Below are 18,662 nucleotides of genomic sequence, written 5' to 3'. Positions count from 1 at the left end.
CCTCCCCTTCGCTGCGCGAAAGGGAGGGGGCAAAGCCCGTGCTCAGCTTGGAACCAGAGGGCTCATCGCGCACATTGCCACTGCAGGCCCACAGTAAAGCCGCGGTCCGGACCCGGCTCGTAATAGCGCTGGTTGCCGTCGTTGACGATCACCGAGCCGATGTAAGGCTGGTCCAGCAGGTTATCCACACGCGCGAACGCACGCAGCGGGCCATACGCGGTGGCCCACTGCCGCGCCAGTTCCAGGTTCAACACACCGTAACCGGCAGCGTTGGCGCTGCCCAGATCGTTCACACCGATGTCGCTGGCGGCCACCACCTCGGCCGCCCACTGCCACGGCCCCGGCTGCCATTGCCAGCGTGCAAACAGCTGCTGGCGCGGTACACCCGGCAATCGGGTGCCAGCCGCCACCCGCTTGCTGGGCTGGGTGCAGGGCGAGGGCAGGCCGGTGCACGTCAGGTAGGCCGCGCGCACGCTGGCCTGCAACCAGGTATAGGCCAGCTGCAGTTGCTGATCGGCGGCAATCGGCTGCTGCCAGCTCAGTTCCGCACCCTGCCGCCGGGTCGCACCTAGGCTGCGGTAGCTGCTGCGGCCGCCGCTGTTGGTCGCCACCGCCAGTTCGTCATCGCTGTCGGCACGGAACAGCGCCAGTTCCAGCCGCGCACCGCTCTGCGCCCGCCATTTGCCGCCTATCTCGTAGTTGCGGGTGGTGGCGGCCGGCAGATCCAACGCCAGGCCTGCACCGCCATCGGCCCGGTAACCCAGCTCATTGAATGTTGGCGTTTCAAAGCCGCGCCCAGCCGAAGCGTACAGACGCAGATCATCGCTGGCACGGAATACCAGGCCGGCCACCGGTGTAGTCGCCGAGTAGTCGCGGCGGCCGCTGTCATCAGGATTAGTCGCAGTGATGTAGCGGTCACGCGAGCGGAACTGCACATCACTGTGCCGCGCACCCAGCAATGCCGACCAGCGCGGGCTGAACTGCCACCACGCCTGCGCGAACTGGTCGATGTTCTGCACCCGGTCCTGTTGATCGCGACGCAGCCGACCCTTGATGCCCAAGGTGTCACCGATGAAGTTCTCGTAGCCGGTACGGTGCTGCTGCTGGCGGTCGGCATTTGCGCCGACCACCAACTCCAACGGCTTGCCGGCGAGCTGCCCGTGCAAGGCCCAGCGCGCGTCCACGCCGCCGTAATCGCTGTCCAGGTCGATCACCCCGCCCGAATGCAGGGGACTGTTCTGCGGCCCCGGCGGGATCGCCAGGAACTGCTCCACCGCGCGCCGTCCGGCATAGCCCATCAGCCGCCAGGTCTGTTGGTCATGTTCGGCACTATAGACCGTGCCCAGCTGCGTCTGCCGCACCGACTTGCGGGTGTTGTATTGGGTGGCGACGGCGGTGGCTTGGCGCGGGTTCTCGCGCACCTGCTCGCGACTCAGGCCCAAAGGGTCCTGCGCATGCGGTGCATCAAAGCCGTTGAACAGCAGTTCCAGTCGCTGGCCGGCCGCCAGATCGAAGCCCAGCCGCGCATTCACCGATTCGCGGCGGGCCGCGCTGTGCTCGCGCCAGCCATCGGTACGGAAGTGGTTGGCCGCCACGTTGTAATGCATTGCCCCGGCCAGGCCCTTGAGCTGCACACCGGTGCTGGAACTGTTGTTGCTGCCATGGCTGCTGCGCAGCCGCCACGGATCACCCTGCTGGCCCTCGGCGCTCCACAGCTGCAGCACGCCACCGGAGGAATTGCCATACAGCGCCGAGAACGGCCCGCGCAGCACCTCCACTCGGTCGGCACCGAATACGTTGAAGTGGGAGAGCTGGCCCTGGCCATCGGGCATGGTCGCCGGCACGCCGTCGACCAGCAGCCGCACCCCGCGCACACCGAAGGTGGAGCGCGCGCCAAAGCCGCGCAGCGACAGCTGGGTGTCCTGTGCATAATTCTGTCGATCACGTGCCAGCAGCCCAGGCACCGCGCCCAGCACTTCGGATACCTGTGCGCCACGACCATTGCCGTCCGTGTCCAGCGCCAGCGTGGTGCTGGAGGCGGGCAGGTCGAAGTCGTCCACTGCATGGACCTTGGCTGCCTGTACCTGGACCCGCTCCAGCGGGACGGGCGGCAGCTCCACAGCCAGCGCCGGCACGGCCAATACCAGGCCGGGGAACACAAAAAACCGGTTACATGTACGCATCGGCCCATCATCCCCGATCACGGGTGAGGGCGTCATTGCCGCTGCGCATGAAGTTCCAGCTGAAACCCTGCGGCCGGCGGGGCCCGGCCCTGTTAGGATGATGCGGTTCTGGGCGCCGCAGCGGTATCCCGCGCCGGACACCCCCACTCCCCGCCAACTGATACGAGTATCGCCGTGTCCTTCTTTGCAAACGTGGAACAGGTACCTGGTGACCCGATTCTGGGTCTGACCGAGGCTTACAACGCTGACAGCCGCACCACCAAGGTCAACCTTGGCGTGGGCATCTACTACGACGAGAACGGCCGCATTCCGCTGCTGCGCGCCGTCAAGCAGATCGAACAGACGCTGGCCGCCGAGGCCAAACCGCGCGGCTACCTGCCCATCGACGGCCTGCCGGCCTACACCCAGGCCACCCAGAAGCTGGTATTCGGCGAGGGTTCGGACCTGCTGGCTGCTGGCCGCGTCGCCACCTCGCAGACCGTTGGCGGCAGCGGAGCGCTGCGCGTCGGCGCCGACCTGCTGAAGAAGCTGCTGCCGCATGCCACCATCGCCATCAGCAACCCGAGCTGGGAGAACCACCGCGCCGTGTTCGGTGCCGCCGGTTTCGACGTGGTCGACTACACCTATTACGACAACGCCGCCCATGGCCTGGACTTTGCCGGCATGCTGGCCGACCTGCAGAAGCTGCAGCCGGGCACCGTGGTGCTGCTGCACGCCTGCTGCCACAACCCGACCGGCGCCGACCTGAGCACCGAGCAGTGGAAGCAGGTCGCGGCGCTGATGAAGGACCGCCAGCTGTTCCCCTTCATCGACATGGCCTACCAGGGCTTCGACAAGGGCATCGAACAGGACGGTCAGGCTGTGCGCATCGTCGCCGAGGCCGGCATCGACAGCTTCATCGTCGCCAACTCGTACTCCAAGTCGTTCTCGCTGTACGGCGAGCGCGTCGGTGCGTTGTCGGTGGTGGGCCCGGACGCGACCTCGACCAAGGCCGTGCAGTCGCAGGTCAAGCGCATCATCCGCACCATCTACTCCAGCCCGTCCACCCACGGCGCCGCACTTGTCGCCGGCGTGCTGAACAGTGGCGAGCTGCGTGGCGTGTGGGAAGCCGAGCTGACCGAAATGCGCGAGCGCATCCACGCCCTGCGTGCCGGCATGGTGCAGAAGCTGGCCGCCCTGGGCGCGCCGGAATTCGGCTTCATCCAGCAGCAGGCCGGCATGTTCTCCTACTCGGGCCTGAGCAAGGCGCAGGTAGACAAGCTGCGTGACGACTACGGCATCTACGCCGTCGGCACCGGCCGCATCTGCGTTGCCGCGCTGAGCCAGAACAACCTGGACTACGTGGCAAAGGCAGTCTACGAAGTCAGCCGCGGCTGATGCAGCGTTGCTGCTGATGGAATGAAAAGCCCGGGGAAACCCGGGCTTTTTTTGTGGTTTGAAGGTTGTGGATAAGGTTGTGGAACAAAGGCTTTGGAGCTTTAAAGCACCCCTCCCCACCCCTCCCTTGCGCGAAGCGCAGGGGAGGGGTGGGGAGGGGTGCCGTTGCTCCAGCTCTTGCCGTTGCCATTACCCCCAGCCTTATCCACAAGCCCCTGTGGATATCCTGCAGCTACCCCGGCACCACCCAGGTCACCACCACCGCAGTCACCACCATCGCCCCAAGCCCAATCGCCACGCCAGCGCCATAGCGCCCGCCACCACTGGCGAACGCGAGCACCGACTTGGCCAATGACGCCGAGGCCAACAGCGCCACCACACCCCAGCGCGCCTGTGCCAACTCCAGGCCACCAGAAGCCGTAAGCCCGGCAATACTCGCCGCCGCCGCGTGCAGTTCACCCAAGGCGGCAATGGTCGCCCCGGCCAAGGCACCGGCCTGGCCGAACAGCTGGCGCAAGCCCTCGGACAGCAACAGGACCACCGCAATCACCGCCGCGATCGCTAGCGCATGCTTCAGCTGGAAGGCCTTGCTGGCCGGCCCCTGCGGCACCGCTTCATCGGCCACATGGCGCAGCCCCAGCGCCGAGCACAACAACAGAACCAGGCACGCTGCCGCTAATGGCCAAGCCGTGGCCTTCAACAACGTCGCCGAACTCGTACCGATAACGGCAGCAAACAACAGCAACGAAGCGAGATTCGCCAACAACGCCGCAGCCACCGACGGCATCACCAGGGCCGGCGCGGCGCGGCTGCTGCGGCCAAACCCGGCCACTGCCGCAGTCGAGGAAGCAAAGCCGGAAAAGAACCCGGCTACCGGCAGACCCCAGCGCGCGCCCACCGCCCGCAGCGCGACATGGCCCAGCATGCCTACCGCCATCACCAGCACCACGATCTGCCACAGCTTGGACGGCACCAACACGCCCCAAGGATCAACCGCGGTATCGGGCAGCATCGGCAACACCACCAGCGCGCAGGCGGCCAGCAGCAGGGCGTCGCGCATCTCCTGGTCGCTGATCAGGTCGCGGCTGAGCCGTGCCAGCGGTGCCTTGGCCCACAACAGGATCGCCACCACCACGCCCAGCGCCGCCGCCAACGCCGGCTGCTGCATGCCCAGGCCGCCCAGCAGCACAGTTATCAACAGGGCGATCTCGCCGGTCAGCCCCGGGTCCTCGCGCGAGGTGACGTGGTAGCTGGTCCAGGCAAGCGCGGCTACCGCCAGCAGGGCGACCACGAAGACCGCCTGGCCCAGCAGCAGCCCGGCCGCGCCCAGCAATGCCGCCAGCGCATGCGTGCGCAGCCCGGCCTGCAGACTTTTGCGTCCGCCATGCTGGCGTTCGCGTACCGCGCCGATCAGCAGGCCGATGCCCAGGGCAGTCAGCAAACCGTGTGTGGCCTGGTTCCAATCCATCGTGTTCTCCAGCAGGGCCCCGCATGGTACTGAGCCTGTGGATAAAGCCAATGCCCACGGACTTATCCACATCTCATGCCCGACTGCAATTATCCCCAAACGCTTGTGGATAAGCCGGTCAGCCCCTTCATGCCGGGACATTGTGGCAGCAGGGACCGGCTTGCCGCCTGGCAACAGCGGCCACTGTCCACATTTGTCCACAGGAAGCCAAAGTATGGCCATGGCTCGCTAAAAGCGGGGCCAGCCGCGACAATAGCCTTCCTTTTGTCTGAAGGTAGTTGCCGTCCATGTCCCGTACGTCGCTGACCCGCTTCCTGATCGAAGAACAGCATGCCAAGCGCATCAATGCCGACCTGCGCCAGCTGGTGGCGGTGGTGGCGCGCGCCTGCACCAGCATCTCGATCGCCGTCAGCAAGGGCGCCCTGGGCGGCGTGCTGGGCGATGCGGGCACCGGCAACGTGCAGGGTGAGGCGCAGAAGAAGCTGGACGTGATCTCCAACGAGATCCTCCTTGAGGCCAATGCTTGGGGGGGCCACCTGGCCGCCTGCGCCTCGGAGGAAATGGACCACAGCCAGCCGGTGCCGTCGGAATACCCGATGGGCGACTTCCTGCTGCTGTTTGATCCGCTGGACGGCAGCTCCAACATCGATGTGAACGTCTCGGTCGGCACCATCTTCTCGGTGCTGCGCGCCCCGCAGGGTGTGGATAAGCCGGGTGACGAGCACTTCCTGCAGCCGGGCACCCAGCAGGTCGCCGCCGGTTACTGCATCTACGGGCCCAGCACCATGCTGATCCTGACCGTGGGCCATGGTACCCATGCCTTCACCCTGGACCGCGAGACCGGCGAGTTCGTGCTGACCCAGCGCGGCATGCAGGTGCCGGCGGACACCAGGGAGTTCGCCATCAACATGTCCAACCAGCGCCACTGGGAAGCGCCGATGCAGGCCTATGTGGCCGATCTGCTGGCCGGCAAGGAAGGCGTACGCGGTAAGGACTTCAACATGCGCTGGATCGCCTCGATGGTGGCCGACGTGCACCGCATCCTGACCCGCGGCGGTATCTTCATCTACCCGTGGGACAAGAAGGATCCGTCCAAGGCCGGCAAGCTGCGCCTGATGTACGAAGCCAACCCGATGTCGCTGCTGGTCGAACAGGCTGGCGGTGCCGCCACCAACGGTCGCGAGCGCATCCTCGACATCGCCCCGACCCAGCTGCACCAGCGCGTGCCGGTGTTCCTGGGCTCGAAGAACGAAGTGGCCGAAGCCACCCGTTACCACCGCGAGCACGACCTGCAGGGCTGAGCCGCGCCCCATGTAGAGCCGAGCCATGCTCGGCTGGGGCCTTGCCGATAACGCCCTGCAGTGCCGAGCCATGCTCGGCAGGGGCATTACCGGTACAGCCCCGCTGCTGGGCATCGCTTGGAAAGCCCGTTGCCGAGCATGGCTCGGCACTACCCCTTTGCCCCCTCCTTTGCCGCAGGCAAGGGGAGAGCTGGGGAGGGGTTGGCCTTTAAGGCCTTTCCGACTTTGCCGGGAAAGCCCCTGCCGAGCGTGGCTGGCACTACCCTGGCATTGCTGGAAAGCCCCTGCCGAGCATGGCTCGGCACTACACATGCGGGGCGGTTCGCGCCACCATCGACGCTACTCTCCGGAGATACCGTCGATGCGTAGATTGATCCTGCTGTTGCTGCTGCTTCCCGCCTGGGCTTGGGCACAAACACCGACGACACTCGAACAGGCCGATACGGCGTGGAACCAGCTGCGCCTGCAAGGCGATGCCAAAGCGCTAGCACCACTGCTTGCTGAAGACTGGCTGCTCACCCATTCCGACGGCCGCGTGCAGCACAAGGCCGACTACCTGCACGAGCTGGCAACCCGCCAGCGCCGCAACACCCGCATCGACAACGAAGACGTGCAGGTCCGCCAGCATGGCAACACCGCCGTGATCACCGGCACCAGCGTGCAGGCCGCCGTCAGCGATGGCAAACCCTGGGAGGGCAGGTTCCGCTTCACCCGCGTCTGGCTGCTGCGCGATGGTCAATGGCAGATGCTGGCCTCGCATTCCTCGCGGCTGGTGGAGACCGCGCAATGAGCGTGCCCGACTTCATCGAGGTCTACGACAACGCGCTGAGCAATGCCGACTGCGCTGCCATCGTCGAACGCCTGCGCCACAGCACCCAGCTCAAGCCCGGCCAGGTCGGCAGCGGAGTGTTCCCTGAACTCAAGCGCAGCCACGACCTGCGCATCAGCGGCAACGAGGGCTGGCGCGATGTCGAGCAGCGCCTGCAGCAGGCAGTGTTCAACGGCATGCTGCATTATCTGCGGCGTTATCCACAGGTGCTGATTTCACCGTTGATGCTGCAGGTACCCGATGCGCAAGGCCAGGCGCGCCGCCTGAGCGCAGATGATTTCCAGGGTATGGACGATGCCGCGCTATCCGAACTCGCGCGTACCTGCCTGCGTCCTGGCGCGATCAACCTGCAGTGGTACACAGCAGGCGAGGGCGGCTATCCCTATTGGCACTGCGAGCTGTTCCCGCGTGACCCCGGCGGTGAGACCCTGCACCGGCATCTGCTGTGGACGCTCTATCTCAATGACGGCTTCGCAGAGGGCGAAACCGAGTTCCTGTTCCAGCAACGCAAGGTGGTGCCTCGCACCGGCAGCCTGCTGATTGCGCCGACCGCCTTCACCCACACCCATCGCGGCAATCGTCCGCAGGGTGGGGACAAGTTCATTGCGACGAGTTGGATCCTGTTCCAGTCGGCGCAGCGCTTGTATGGGGAGGGAGGCTAGTTCCAACCGCTCTCAAACACGTCTGGCCTCACCGGCAGGGCGGAGCTACGCTCCGCTGGGGGTCACCGGTAAAGCCTCTGCCGAGCATGGCTCGGCAATACGCCTTTGCTCCCTCCCTTTGGCCGCAGGCCACGGGGAAGAAGGCCTGCTTGCGCGCCATTGGCGCGCGGCCTGATGAACGCCCGAAGTCTGCTCCTTCGCGCCGGACGGGCTGGGGGGGCTTTTGAGGCCTTTCAGGCGTTGCTGGGAATGCCCCTGCCGAGCATGGCTCGGCACTACCTTGGACAATCCAGCTCGATGCCGTCGTAACAGAGATCGTCCGGATCAACCCCCACATGATCCGGCGGCGGCAGTTCCAGCAAGCGTACAGCCGCGATCTCCGTCTTCCCCAGCAACACAGCCTTGGCCACGCGATGCATGCCATCCATCACCCGTCCCTGCGGGCAGAGGATGATCGAATACTGCAGGTCCGCAGCCTCCACCAGTTGCATGTGCTCGATTACCTGACGGCAGGTCGGCGGTGGAGCACCGGCATCCCACCAATAAGCTTCGTCCAGTTCGGCAATGGCTGACAACGGAACCTGCGATATCGGCAGTGACCGTCCCAGCGCGATCAAACCGTGGACGTCCCAGGCCAACAGCCCGGCCTCGCTCTGACGGAAGTGGTATTGCCTGCGCATGAATGCTTCGTCCACGAAATTCAAAGAATAGCCTGGCGCAACACATGTAGAGCGGAACCATGCTCTGCTGGGGCATTACCGGGAAGACCGCTGCCGGGCCATGGCTCTGCACTACAGGTGTGGCTTAGAACAACTCGCCCTGCAGCGAGGGCTTCTTCGGCGGCAGCGGGGCGATGAATTTGCTGCAGTCCAGCCACGGCCATTGTTGGCGCGATGCGTTGAAACCCAGGCGCTTGCTGGCCAGCTTGAAACGGTTGGCCAGCAGGTCGGCGTAGGCGCCTTCGCCGCGCATGCGCTTGCCGAACTGGCTGTCGTAATCCTTGCCGCCGCGCAGCTGGTTGATGGTGCTCATCACATGCTCCGCGCGCTGTGGGTAATGCGCATCCAGCCAATCGCGGAATAGCGGTGCTACTTCATAGGGCAGGCGCAGCAACACGTAACCGGCGCTGCTGGCACCGGCATCGCGTGAGGCTTCCAGCACCGATTCCAGTTCGGCGTCGTTGATCCACGGAATTACAGGCGCCACCATCACGCCGACCGGGATGCCGGCATCACTCAAGCGGCGCATTGCACGCAGCCGTGCATGCGGTGCCGAGGCGCGCGGCTCGAGCTTGGCCGACAGATGTGGGTCCAGTGAGGTCACCGAGAAATGCACGCTGACCAGTTGCTGCTCTGCCAAGGGCGCGAGCAGATCCATGTCGCGCTCGACCAGCGCGTTCTTGGTGATCAGCGAAAAAGGATGCCGGGTTTCCTGCATCACCTCGATCAGCTGGCGGGTGATGCCCAGCTTGCGCTCGATGGGCTGGTAGGCGTCGGTGTTGATGCCCAAGGCGATCGGCTGCGGTACGTAGCCGGGCTTGGACAGCTCGCGGCGCAGCACCTCGGCCGCATTGGTCTTGGCGAAGATCTTGGTTTCGAAATCCAGCCCCGGCGACAGGTTCAGGTAGGCATGCGTGGGCCGGGCGAAACAGTAGGAGCACCCGTGCTCACAGCCGCGATACGGGTTGACCGATTGGCTGAAGCCCACGTCCGGCGAGTTGTTTCGGCTGATGATGCTGCGCGCGGTCTCCGGGCGCACATCGGTGCGCAACCGGGCGGCGGCGAATTCCTCGCTCTCATCAACCGCCCAGCCGTCGTCGACGGCTTCGCTGGTCTGGGTTTCAAAACGGCCGGGCAGGTGGGTGCTGGCACCGCGGCCCTTGATCGGGGTAGGCATATGCCTACGCTAACGCGGTCTTGTCGCAGGATCTGCGACAAGCCGCATTCATCCAGCGCGCGCTTCAGCCGGCCTTGGACTTGATCACCAGCGTGGCGCTCATGCCGGCGCTGAGCACCGCATCGGTCGGCACCGAGGCCGGATCAATGCTGACCCGCACCGGCACGCGCTGCGCCAGCCGTACCCAGTTGAAGGTGGGCTCGACCTCGGCCAGCAGGTTGCTGCTGGTCGGTCCGGCGGCGTCGGCAATACCGGTGGCGATGCCTTCCACCTTGCCGTGCAGGTGCACGCCGCCGGCCATCAGGCGGATATCCACGGCATCGCCGCGATGGATCTTGGGCAGCTTGGTTTCCTCGAAGTAGCCATACACCCACATGCCTTCGCTGGCGACCAGCGCCATCCGCGCCTGGCCGGCAGCGGCGTAGTCGCCTACGCGCACGTCGAGGTTGGTGATGGTGCCGTCGGCGCTGGCGCGCACTTCGGTGCGGGCCAGTTCCAGCTGCGCCTGCTGCAGGATGACCCGCGCCTGCTGCAGGGCGGCGCCGGCCTGTTGGCTGCCGGCGCTGGCGGCGTGTGCGCTGGCCTGGGCCTGCTTCCAGCTGGCCTGTGCGGCCTGGGCTACGGCGCGGGCATCGGCCTGCGATTCACGCGAGACGATGCCGTCGAGCTGGGCGCGGCGCTGGGCCTGTTGCTGGCGCATCTGGTACTCGGCCTGGCTGGCGCTGGCACCGGCACTGGCGGCGGAGATCGAGGCACCGGCTGCGCGTGCGGCGGCTTCGGCGGCCTGCAGATCGGCTTCGGCCTTGGCCACGGCCAGTGCATAGCGATCGCGGTCGATGACAAACAGCAGATCGCCCTTCTTGACCAGCTGGTTGTCGTGCACGGCCACCTCGGTGACCAGGCCGGACACATCCGGCGCAATACGCACCACTTCGGCCCGCAGCCGCGCATCGCGAGTCCAGGGCCTGAGCATGTATTGGTGCCAGACCACATAGGCAAGCACGGCGGCAAACAGCACCACCACGCTGGTGACACCCCCTCGTATCAGGCTGGCGGTTTTCATCGGAACATCCTCAATCAGGAAAAGGGGGGCAGGAACAGCAGCAGGGCACTGCAATAGATGCTGGCGAACAGGGCCACGCGCACCAGCGAGGGGTGCAGCGCGCGGCGGTACAGGCCGACCCGGCCCAAGCCGTAGTCGAGCAGGCCGAACACCGGCAGCAACAGCACCACCAGCACCAGCGCGCCGGGGAAATAGATGTCGCCGATGGATACTTCAAACGGCATGGCGGGCCTCCTTCAGGCGTTGCTGGCGACGGGAACGCTGCACGTAGGCGGCCAGCACCGAGGCGCTGTCGTCCAGGCTCATCTGCAGCAGATGCAGGTGATCACGCACGGCGCGCAGCGCCTGCGTCTGCGGGCCGGACAGCTCGGCCAACGCGGCGTTTACGCTGGCCTTGGCGTCCCCCAGGGTGCGTGCCTGCGGTTCGCGATAGAGCTGGCCCAGCTGTGCCAGCGCCTGCTCGATCTGCGCGCGCAGCGCAGCGGGTAGTTGCTGTTCGGCCAGGTCATGGCGCAGGTCGATCGCGCAATGTCCCGCTTCATGCACCAGCAACGCCCATTCGAACAATTGGCGTGAGGGTCGGCTGCCCGGCGCGGTGCGGCAGGCTATCTGTTGGAACAGTTCGCGGCTGACGCTTTCAAACTTCGGCAGCAAGCCGGACAACGGCGCGCTCACCGCCAGTTGCACCTGGGCGCGCAGGCGCTCCAGCAGCCGGCGCTGGCGTTGCTTGCTGCCGGGCAGGCCCGGCACCAGCATGAACACGCCGGTGGCGATGAAGGCCCCCACCGCCAGCGTCAGCGAGTTGTCCAGATAGGCCTGTGCGCTGGGATGGAAATGCGGCCCCATGTTCCATGAGACCAGGATGCCGACGTTCAGCGCCATGCCGATCACCGCGAAGCGCGGCCGGGTGGAGATGTACAGCGAGGCAATCATCGACGGCAGGGTCAGCAGCACCAGCATCGGGAAGTCCGCTGCCAGCGCCATGGCGATGAAGCCGGGTATGGCGAAGAACGGTGCCACCACGTGGCCGATGGTGGCGCGGCGCACCACCCACAGCGGGTCCGGCGCCGCCGAGGACATCGCCACCAGCGCGGCCATGCCGAACACCGCCAGGCCCCCCTGGTTCCAGCTGCTGCTCAACCACAGCAGCGACAGGGCCAGCATCACCACGAAGCAGCGCACCGCCGCCAGCGCGATTGCATACCAGTCATTGGCGCGGGTGAAGCGCACCTTGCCCAGGCGCGGGGCATGCCCACGCAGGCGGCCGTTGCCGGTCTCCATGCGCGCCTTGGCGGCAAGATAGGCCTGCAGCTCTTCGGCGAAGCGGCGCACCAGCAGGGCACTGGCGTCGAAGCGACCTTGCTGGGTCACCGGCAACGCGCGCCGTTGCTGGGCGAAGGCCGCATCCAGTTGCTGGCACCACTGCTGCATGGCCTTGGCCAGGGCCGGCACGTCATCGCGCAGGGCGCTGTCGTCCAACAGCTGCGACAACGGCTTCAGGCTTGCCCGGATGGCCGCGACCAGGCGTTCGTCCTTGCTTCGGTGCAGGCGATCGATGTGGTGGTGCAGCGCCTGGAAGCGTGACGTGGCAGCCATGAAGTGCTGGTTGATCAGCTTCAACTGGCCGTTGCTGCTGCGCAGGATCGGATCATCAAACCAGGCCATGGCGCGCAGGTCTTCGAAGTTGATCGCGCCTTGCACCACCCGGCTCTGGGTGCGCTCGATCACCTCGAACCCCTGCAGCCGTCCACCGATGGCATCGGCAACAAAGCCGAGGAAGTCGTTGAGGTTGCCGTCATCCGCCGCGCGCAGTCCGGCACGCAGTCGGTTGGGCCACAACACGTCGAACACCACGCTGGTCACCGCCATGCCCAGCAGCACTTCGCCGGTGCGCTCCAGCGCGCTGTTGAGGATGTTCTGCGGGTGGTTCAGCACCGGGAAGACGATCATCGCCACGGTGTAGCCGGACAGCACGAAACCATATGAAGCCATGCCCCGGCTCCATACCGAACCACCGGCACAGAAACCGGCCCACAAGGCCATCACCGTCACCAGGGCTACCGGGCTCTGCGGGAACAGCGACACCATCAACACCGCCATCGCGCAGCCCACGACCGTGCCGAGGCCACGGTAGAAGGCCTTGGCCAGCACCATGCCGGTATTGCGGTTCATCACCACCAGCACGGTGATCATCGCCGTGCCCGGCGAACTCATGCCCAGCCGCATCGCCAACCAGCCGGACAGGTACAAGGCCACCAGCACCTTGCCGATGTAAGCCCACACCGCGCGCTCGCCACTCATGGCCTGGGCGACGGTCCGCAACAACGTGTTGGGGGACTTCTGCGCGCCCGGCGCGTACTCAGCCGGTCGTGCACTCATGGCCGCTGTTCCAGCCCCATCAGGATGCGGGTCAGCACGGTTTCGGTCTGGCGCAGTTCCGCCGGCTCGACGCCGCTGAAGAACTGCTGCAGCTGCTGGATCACCGCCGGCATCACCTGTTCGATCAGCTGCTCACCGGCCGGACTCAGCCGCACCACCAGCTTGCGCCGATCCTCGGCGCTGGGCTCGCGGCTGACCAGGCCCTTGGCCAGCAGCTGGTCGATCAGACGGGTGACATTGGAGGACTTCTCGCTGGCGGCCTCGCTGATCTCCGACGGGCTGAGGCCACGCTCGGAGCCGTCCAGCATCATCAGCACGTTGTACTCCGGGTGGGAGATGCCGTAGTCACGCATCAGCTGGTTGCCGTGGTCGCAGAACAGCTTGTGCACCAGCTTGATCAGCCGCGCCAGCATGGCCTGGTCACGCGGGAAGCCGGGATGGCGGGCGCTGCTGATCGCCAGCTTCTGGTCGATGCTGGCGTAGCCGCCGGCGGCGGGAAGGGGTTTGTCCATCCCGGTATATTACACTTATGTATTAATTGATGCAATGCACAATCACCTACTTGCGCCACGTCACGGCTTCTGCAGAGGCACGATGGCTCCAGCCGTCACCGGCCACGGCTAGAATCCCAGCATGCGCGAAACCCTCCATGAGCTGTGGACAAGTCTGTCCAGCATCCCCCACGCCGCCCAGATCCTGGCCGCCGCCTACGTCACTTACCTGGTGGTATTGGCCTGCTACATCGTGCTGCAGAAGCGCGAACCGGTGGCCACGCTGAGCTGGATCCTGTCGCTGGCGGCGCTGCCTTATATCGGCCTGTTCGTGTTCTATCTGTTCGGCCCGCAGAAGATCGTGCGCCAGCGCCTGCGCCGCGGCCGGTCGCGCGAGGGTATGGGCACCTATGACGCCGTCTGCCCGCCCGACGTCCAATGCACCGAACTGGCACGGGTGGGGCAGGCCACCACCGGCCTGTCGCCCAGCAGTGCCACCGACGTCGACTGGCTGGTGGACGGTGCGGCGACCTATGCCGCCATCATCGCCGCCATCGGCCAGGCGCGACGCCACGTCAACCTGGAGTACTACATCTTCGAACCGGACCATGCCGGCACCGCCATGCGCGATGCCCTGGTCGAACGCGCGCGCGCCGGCATCAAGGTGCGGCTGCTGCTGGATGCGGTGGGTTCGTCGAAGATCCGCAAGCGCTTCCTGCAGCCGCTGCTGGACGCCGGTGCGGAAGTGGCCTGGTTCCATCCGCGGCAGCTGCTCAAGCCGCTGAAGCGGCCGTGGCTGAACATGCGCACCCACCGCAAGCTGGTGGTGGTGGACGGCGAGGTGGCCTTCACCGGCGGCATCAACGTCACCGACGAGGAGGACGACAGCCGCAACCCCAGCGCCTACCGCGACCTGCACATGCGCATCCGCGGCCATGTTGTGCACAGCCTGCAGCTGGTGTTCCTGGAGGACTGGATCTATGCCACCGGCCAAGGCCAGGAGCACTTCCAGCGTGGCGACCTGTTTCCGCCCACCGTGCCGGCGCGCGAGCAGGGCAAGATCGACGCACAGGTGGTGGTGTCCGGGCCGGATTCGGCGTGGGAGCCTATCCACCGCCTGCACGTGGCCGCCATCCAGGAAGCGCGGCAGCGGGTCTGGTTGGTAACCCCGTACTTCGTCCCCGGCGAGGCCGCACGCATGGCCCTGACCTCGGCCGCGCTGGCCGGCCTGGATACCCGCCTGCTGGTGCCCAAGCGCAGCGATTCGATTTTTGTCACCCTGGCCGCGCGCTCCTATTTCGACGAGCTGTTGGAGGCAGGTGTGCGCATCTTCGAATACGGCCCACGCATGCTGCACAGCAAGGCCTTCATTGCCGATGACGACACCTGCATCGTCGGCACCGCCAACTTCGACCACCGCAGCTTCCGGCTCAATTTCGAGCTGTCGATGATGTATACCGACCGCAAGCTCACCCTTGAACTGGAAGCCATCCTGCAGGCGGAATTCGACAGTGCCGAGGAGGTCCAGCCCATCCGTGACCGCTCGCTATGGCGCAAGCGCCTGCCCGAGGCGTTCGCGCGCCTGGCCTCGCCGCTGCTGTAGTACCCCCGCCGTTGCCGGGCGACCGTCCATCCGCCGCTGGAGGCCACGGATCGGGTATAGCCCATCGCCCTGCCTCCACACATGGAAGCAGAGTGTCAGCCACCGTTACACTGCTGCCCTGGATGCGGAGATCAACATGTACTGGTTGTTTCTGGTGCTGGCGCTGGGCGCCTTCCTAGTAACGCTCACCACAACGCACATGGTGCTGTTGGTGCTCTCGGCGCTGGCGGCGCTGGTGTTCCTGCTGCTGTGGGTCAAAGGCCTGTACGCTGCCCGCATCGGCAGCGTCAGCGAGGCCCCACGGCCGCTGCACCCGGCTGAACTGCAGGCGCTGCGTGAGCAGTTCCGGGCGCAGCAGGCAACGGCCACCGGCAGCGATGCCAGTGCGGGCGGCAATGTCGGTGTGCCGCCCGCGGCACAGACAGCGGCAACCCTCACAGCCTCTGCGCCGTTTGATCGGGATCCTTCGCAGCCATGACCGCGCTCAGCGTCAACGTCAACAAGATCGCCGTGCTGCGCAACTCCCGTGGCGGCAATGACCCGGATGTGGTGCGCGCCGCCATGACCTGCCTGCGCGCAGGTGCGCATGGGATCACCGTGCATCCGCGCCCTGACCAGCGCCATGTCCGCGCGCAGGACGTGTACGCCTTGTCCGAGCTCACCCGTCAGCATGGGGTGGAGTTCAACATCGAGGGCAACCCGTTTGCACCTCCACGTGAAGGCTACCCGGGCCTGCTGCCGCTATGCGAGCAGACCCGCCCCGCGCAGGTGACCTTGGTACCGGACAGCGATGGCCAGCTCACCTCCGACCACGGCTTCGATTTCGGCCGTGATGCAGAGCGCCTGCGCCCCTTGATCGCCGAATTGAAGGCGATGGGCTGCCGGGTCAGCCTGTTCGTGGATGCGGACAATCCGCAGATCGGCCAAGCCGCCGTGCTGGGTGCGGATCGCGTCGAGTTGTACACAGGCCCTTATGCCGAGGCCTTCCTGCAGGGGGATGCGACACAGTCGCTCGCACAGTTTGCCGATGCCGCACGCCGGGCCCAGGCAGCCGGGCTGGGGGTCAATGCCGGACACGACCTGTCACAGGCCAATCTGGCCCGGTTCCTGTCCGAGGTCCCCGCAGTGCTGGAGGTGTCCATCGGCCATGCACTGATCAGCGAAGCCTTGTACGACGGCCTGGAAGCCACCGTGGCAGGCTATCTGGGCGCCATTGCCCAAGCTGGCGTGCTCGACACCTGAAAGCCACGGGCATATCCACAGGCTCTTGTGGATAACATTTTCAACAAGGTTGGGGGCAGAAGCCTCCGCCCCGGTTGCCACTGCCCGGATCAAGGCAGATTGGAACCTCCCCCGGCCTCCCGTCCCAGCTCCTTTATCCACAGCCCTTGAGTTATCCACAGAACTGCCCAGCCCATTGATTTGGATTGATCTTCCCTGCACCAGGATCGTGCCGAAAACCGCGGTTTCTCGGACTGACCAGGTGCGTTGTCCACAGCAGAGGGCCATAGCTGCGGGTAACGTTCTGCAACGCGCCCTTCAAGCGCGCTCTGGCACAGCCGACCACGCCTGCAGCCCCAAGCACGTGTTCTATGTTGGGGCTGGCTCCTGTAGATGTAGGCTCGGATCTGCTGCTTTATCCACAGGCAGGCAGACCCACCTGGGCCAGGCGTTACGTGAAACATTGCTAGGGGCGTCCGCAGAGAGAACATGCATCCGCCACTTGTGGATAAGTCGCCCGGAGCCAGTTGCAGCAGGGTAGCGGGATAGGGCGACAGCAACCTTGCTGCTGCCGACTTCGTTTGGTGGTTCACCTCGCTCCTGCAAAGAACCATCCGCGCTTGGGTCGCTGAATCACTTGACTCGTCCACACACCCGGAATGCGGCCCTGCGGATGGCTTCTGCCTGTGGATAAATTGCTTTCCAGGCCGGCAGAGCAAGTCTTCTGATATACAACGACGTTTGCCCCAAGGCCTTTGGGAACTTACCCCGCGCCTCCGGAAGAGCAGTCCACGCCTACCTGGTCGGACAGACTGGTCCGCACCGCATCAGTGCAGCATTGCTGCAACCGTGGGAAGGAGAGGGACCAACCATCCGCAGGCAAAAAAAAAAACGCCCCCGGCATGCGGGGGCGTTTTCCAGTCGCGTCATGACTTGGTCTTGCAGTATTGCTTACTGCACGAAGCCAATCTTCTTCATCTGAGCGTTCTTCGCCTGGGCCAGGATCTTGGCCATGACGTCGTACTCCGAATCCGGGCTTGCTTCGATGCGAAGTTCCGGCTGGTTGGTCGGATCCTTCTGTACTTCTTCTTCCATCTTCTGCTGCAGGTCGCGCACGTTGACTGGACTGTTGTTCCAGAAAACCTGGTTGCTTGAATCAACCCGCAGGTCGATCGGCGGCGGCGGCTCGCGCAGCTGCGGCGGCGGGTTGATGACCCGCTGCGGCAGATCCACGGCGATCGGGTACGTCATGATCGGCGCGGTAACGATGAAGATGATCAGCAGCACCAGCATCACGTCCACGAGGGGCGTGACGTTGATGTCGGCCATTGGGCCCCTGTTTCCACCACTACTGAATGCCATGTCTTATTGCCCCTGCTTGTCTTTGGTGGCAACGAAACCGACGTCCAGCATGCCCTGGCCCTGCGCGATCTTGGTGACTTCGTTGATCACCTTCATCTTGGTGGTCTTGTCACCACGCAGGTTCAGCGGCGGCTGCGGCGTCTGCTGGGCAGCAGTCGCGAAACGCGACTCCAAGGTCTCCTTGGAGACCTCTTCGTCGTTCCAGTAGAGCTTGCCGTCTTCCTTGACCGCCACCGTAATCGGATTTTTGCGATCGGGCGCATCTTCCGGGTTCTGGATCAGGTTGGCTTCGGGCAACTCCACCTTGACCTTGTGGGACATCAGGGGAGCCGTGATGATGAAGATGATCAGCAGCACCAACATCACGTCCACGAGGGGAGTGACGTTGATGTCGGCCATCGGGCCGCTGCTGTTACCACTACTGAAAGCCATAACGGGCTCCGTCTATATCGTTGCGAAGACTTACTCGACGTGCCGGATTAGCGAACGCGCGAACCGGTGGCGAAGAAGTCGTGCAGATCGTGAGCGAAGGTGTCGAACTTGCTGACAGTCGCGCTGTTGATCTTGCTGAAGAAGTTGAAGGCGAACACGGCCGGGATAGCCACGAACAGACCGATGGCGGTCATGATCAGTGCTTCACCCACCGGGCCGGCAACGGCGTCAATCGAGGCCGAACCGGTTGCACCGATCTTGATCAGCGCGCCGTAGATGCCCCACACGGTACCCAGCAGACCCACGAACGGAGCGGTTGCACCGACGGTGGCCAGCAGGATCATGCCGCCCTGCAGCTTGTTGGATTCGCGGGTCACGGCCTGACGCAGGGCGCG

Annotated in this window: 17 protein-coding genes and 1 pseudogene; 7 read left to right on the top strand and 11 right to left on the bottom strand. The window is 65.3% G+C overall.

Annotated features, from left to right (window positions below; all coding sequences use genetic code 11):
• Positions 1-62: 62 nt before the first annotated feature.
• A complete protein-coding gene (locus tag B2527_RS06405) occupies positions 63-2,183 on the bottom strand; it encodes a TonB-dependent receptor family protein (protein ID WP_293706711.1) in 2,121 nt (706 codons plus the stop codon).
• 174 nt (positions 2,184-2,357) lie between these two features.
• Between B2527_RS06405 and B2527_RS06400 the strand changes: the two genes are divergently transcribed.
• Positions 2,358-3,560 carry an aromatic amino acid transaminase gene (locus tag B2527_RS06400; protein ID WP_293706698.1) on the top strand — a complete coding sequence of 401 codons (1,203 nt, stop codon included), beginning with the start codon at positions 2,358-2,360 and terminating at the stop codon, positions 3,558-3,560.
• A 232-nt stretch (positions 3,561-3,792) separates the two neighbouring features.
• Here B2527_RS06400 and B2527_RS06395 read toward each other — a convergent pair whose 3' ends face one another.
• Complete coding sequence (locus B2527_RS06395; RefSeq protein WP_293706697.1) at positions 3,793-5,028, bottom strand: MgtC/SapB family protein; 1,236 nt, start codon at positions 5,026-5,028, stop codon at positions 3,793-3,795.
• Between the two features lie 287 nt (positions 5,029-5,315).
• On the opposite strand from B2527_RS06395, the gene B2527_RS06390 reads away from it, so the two are divergent.
• From B2527_RS06390 to B2527_RS06380, 3 genes are all read left to right on the top strand, one after another.
• On the top strand, positions 5,316-6,329 hold the full coding sequence (locus B2527_RS06390; protein WP_293706696.1) for a class 1 fructose-bisphosphatase: 1,014 nt from the start codon (positions 5,316-5,318) through the stop codon (positions 6,327-6,329).
• Positions 6,330-6,690: 361 nt separating this feature from the next.
• Entirely contained in the window at positions 6,691-7,119 is a 429-nt protein-coding gene (locus B2527_RS06385) for a nuclear transport factor 2 family protein (protein WP_293706695.1), read from the top strand.
• Entirely contained in the window at positions 7,116-7,820 is a 705-nt protein-coding gene (locus B2527_RS06380) for a 2OG-Fe(II) oxygenase (protein ID WP_293706694.1), read from the top strand. Before B2527_RS06385 ends, B2527_RS06380 begins: the two co-directional genes overlap by 4 nt.
• 275 nt (positions 7,821-8,095) lie before the next feature.
• Here B2527_RS06380 and B2527_RS06375 read toward each other — a convergent pair whose 3' ends face one another.
• The 6 genes from B2527_RS06375 to B2527_RS06350 form a co-directional block, all read right to left on the bottom strand.
• On the bottom strand, positions 8,096-8,515 hold the full coding sequence (locus tag B2527_RS06375) for a hypothetical protein (protein ID WP_293706693.1): 420 nt from the start codon (positions 8,513-8,515) through the stop codon (positions 8,096-8,098).
• Positions 8,516-8,624: 109 nt separating this feature from the next.
• Positions 8,625-9,716, bottom strand: a complete 1,092-nt coding sequence (locus B2527_RS06370) for a PA0069 family radical SAM protein (protein ID WP_293706692.1) — start codon at positions 9,714-9,716, stop codon at positions 8,625-8,627.
• A gap of 64 nt (positions 9,717-9,780) precedes the next feature.
• Positions 9,781-10,779 carry an HlyD family secretion protein gene (locus B2527_RS06365; RefSeq protein WP_293706691.1) on the bottom strand — a complete coding sequence of 333 codons (999 nt, stop codon included), beginning with the start codon at positions 10,777-10,779 and terminating at the stop codon, positions 9,781-9,783.
• A 14-nt stretch (positions 10,780-10,793) separates the two neighbouring features.
• Positions 10,794-11,003: a DUF1656 domain-containing protein gene (locus B2527_RS06360; protein ID WP_293706690.1), complete on the bottom strand. Its 210-nt coding sequence runs from the start codon at positions 11,001-11,003 to the stop codon at positions 10,794-10,796.
• Positions 10,993-13,158 (bottom strand): FUSC family protein, encoded by a 2,166-nt coding sequence (locus tag B2527_RS06355; RefSeq protein ID WP_293706689.1) that lies wholly within the window; start codon positions 13,156-13,158, stop codon positions 10,993-10,995. Before B2527_RS06355 ends, B2527_RS06360 begins: the two co-directional genes overlap by 11 nt.
• Positions 13,155-13,670 (bottom strand): MarR family winged helix-turn-helix transcriptional regulator, encoded by a 516-nt coding sequence (locus B2527_RS06350; RefSeq protein WP_293706688.1) that lies wholly within the window; start codon positions 13,668-13,670, stop codon positions 13,155-13,157. Before B2527_RS06350 ends, B2527_RS06355 begins: the two co-directional genes overlap by 4 nt.
• Positions 13,671-13,791: 121 nt before the next feature.
• On the opposite strand from B2527_RS06350, the gene cls reads away from it, so the two are divergent.
• From cls to B2527_RS06335, 3 genes are all read left to right on the top strand, one after another.
• Complete coding sequence (gene cls, locus B2527_RS06345) at positions 13,792-15,252, top strand: cardiolipin synthase (RefSeq protein ID WP_293706687.1); 1,461 nt, start codon at positions 13,792-13,794, stop codon at positions 15,250-15,252.
• 136 nt (positions 15,253-15,388) lie between these two features.
• Positions 15,389-15,730, top strand: a complete 342-nt coding sequence (locus tag B2527_RS06340) for a hypothetical protein (protein ID WP_293706686.1) — start codon at positions 15,389-15,391, stop codon at positions 15,728-15,730.
• Positions 15,727-16,494 carry a pyridoxine 5'-phosphate synthase gene (locus tag B2527_RS06335; protein WP_293706685.1) on the top strand — a complete coding sequence of 256 codons (768 nt, stop codon included), beginning with the start codon at positions 15,727-15,729 and terminating at the stop codon, positions 16,492-16,494. The genes B2527_RS06340 and B2527_RS06335 overlap by 4 nt, the downstream gene beginning before the upstream one ends.
• A gap of 930 nt (positions 16,495-17,424) precedes the next feature.
• Here the strand turns inward: B2527_RS06335 and B2527_RS06330 are convergent.
• The 3 genes and pseudogenes from B2527_RS06330 to exbB form a co-directional block, all read right to left on the bottom strand.
• Positions 17,425-17,835 carry an ExbD/TolR family protein gene (locus tag B2527_RS06330; RefSeq protein ID WP_293706684.1) on the bottom strand — a complete coding sequence of 137 codons (411 nt, stop codon included), beginning with the start codon at positions 17,833-17,835 and terminating at the stop codon, positions 17,425-17,427.
• A gap of 3 nt (positions 17,836-17,838) precedes the next feature.
• Complete coding sequence (locus B2527_RS06325) at positions 17,839-18,267, bottom strand: ExbD/TolR family protein (protein ID WP_293706683.1); 429 nt, start codon at positions 18,265-18,267, stop codon at positions 17,839-17,841.
• A gap of 47 nt (positions 18,268-18,314) precedes the next feature.
• A pseudogene (exbB, locus tag B2527_RS06320) lies at positions 18,315-18,662 on the bottom strand (TonB-system energizer ExbB); the annotation flags it as partial.

This window comes from Stenotrophomonas sp. UBA7606, assembly GCF_002477705.1.
Lineage (GTDB): Bacteria > Pseudomonadota > Gammaproteobacteria > Xanthomonadales > Xanthomonadaceae > Stenotrophomonas.
This window is presented reverse-complemented; position numbering and strand designations above follow the sequence as displayed.

Bases quoted from the DNA above. Each gene is read 5' to 3' on its own strand.
- B2527_RS06405 (WP_293706711.1), bottom strand. From the start codon at position 2,183: ATGCGTACATGTAACCGGTTTTTTGTGTTCCCCGGCCTGGTATTGGCC.
- B2527_RS06395 (WP_293706697.1), bottom strand. From the start codon at position 5,028: ATGGATTGGAACCAGGCCACACACGGTTTGCTGACTGCCCTGGGCATC.
- B2527_RS06390 (WP_293706696.1), top strand. From the start codon at position 5,316: ATGTCCCGTACGTCGCTGACCCGCTTCCTGATCGAAGAACAGCATGCC.
- B2527_RS06385 (WP_293706695.1), top strand. From the start codon at position 6,691: ATGCGTAGATTGATCCTGCTGTTGCTGCTGCTTCCCGCCTGGGCTTGG.
- B2527_RS06380 (WP_293706694.1), top strand. From the start codon at position 7,116: ATGAGCGTGCCCGACTTCATCGAGGTCTACGACAACGCGCTGAGCAAT.
- B2527_RS06370 (WP_293706692.1), bottom strand. From the start codon at position 9,716: ATGCCTACCCCGATCAAGGGCCGCGGTGCCAGCACCCACCTGCCCGGC.
- B2527_RS06365 (WP_293706691.1), bottom strand. From the start codon at position 10,779: ATGAAAACCGCCAGCCTGATACGAGGGGGTGTCACCAGCGTGGTGGTG.
- B2527_RS06360 (WP_293706690.1), bottom strand. From the start codon at position 11,003: ATGCCGTTTGAAGTATCCATCGGCGACATCTATTTCCCCGGCGCGCTG.
- B2527_RS06355 (WP_293706689.1), bottom strand. From the start codon at position 13,158: ATGAGTGCACGACCGGCTGAGTACGCGCCGGGCGCGCAGAAGTCCCCC.
- B2527_RS06350 (WP_293706688.1), bottom strand. From the start codon at position 13,670: ATGGACAAACCCCTTCCCGCCGCCGGCGGCTACGCCAGCATCGACCAG.
- cls (WP_293706687.1), top strand. From the start codon at position 13,792: ATGCGCGAAACCCTCCATGAGCTGTGGACAAGTCTGTCCAGCATCCCC.
- B2527_RS06340 (WP_293706686.1), top strand. From the start codon at position 15,389: ATGTACTGGTTGTTTCTGGTGCTGGCGCTGGGCGCCTTCCTAGTAACG.
- B2527_RS06335 (WP_293706685.1), top strand. From the start codon at position 15,727: ATGACCGCGCTCAGCGTCAACGTCAACAAGATCGCCGTGCTGCGCAAC.
- B2527_RS06330 (WP_293706684.1), bottom strand. From the start codon at position 17,835: ATGGCATTCAGTAGTGGTGGAAACAGGGGCCCAATGGCCGACATCAAC.
- B2527_RS06325 (WP_293706683.1), bottom strand. From the start codon at position 18,267: ATGGCTTTCAGTAGTGGTAACAGCAGCGGCCCGATGGCCGACATCAAC.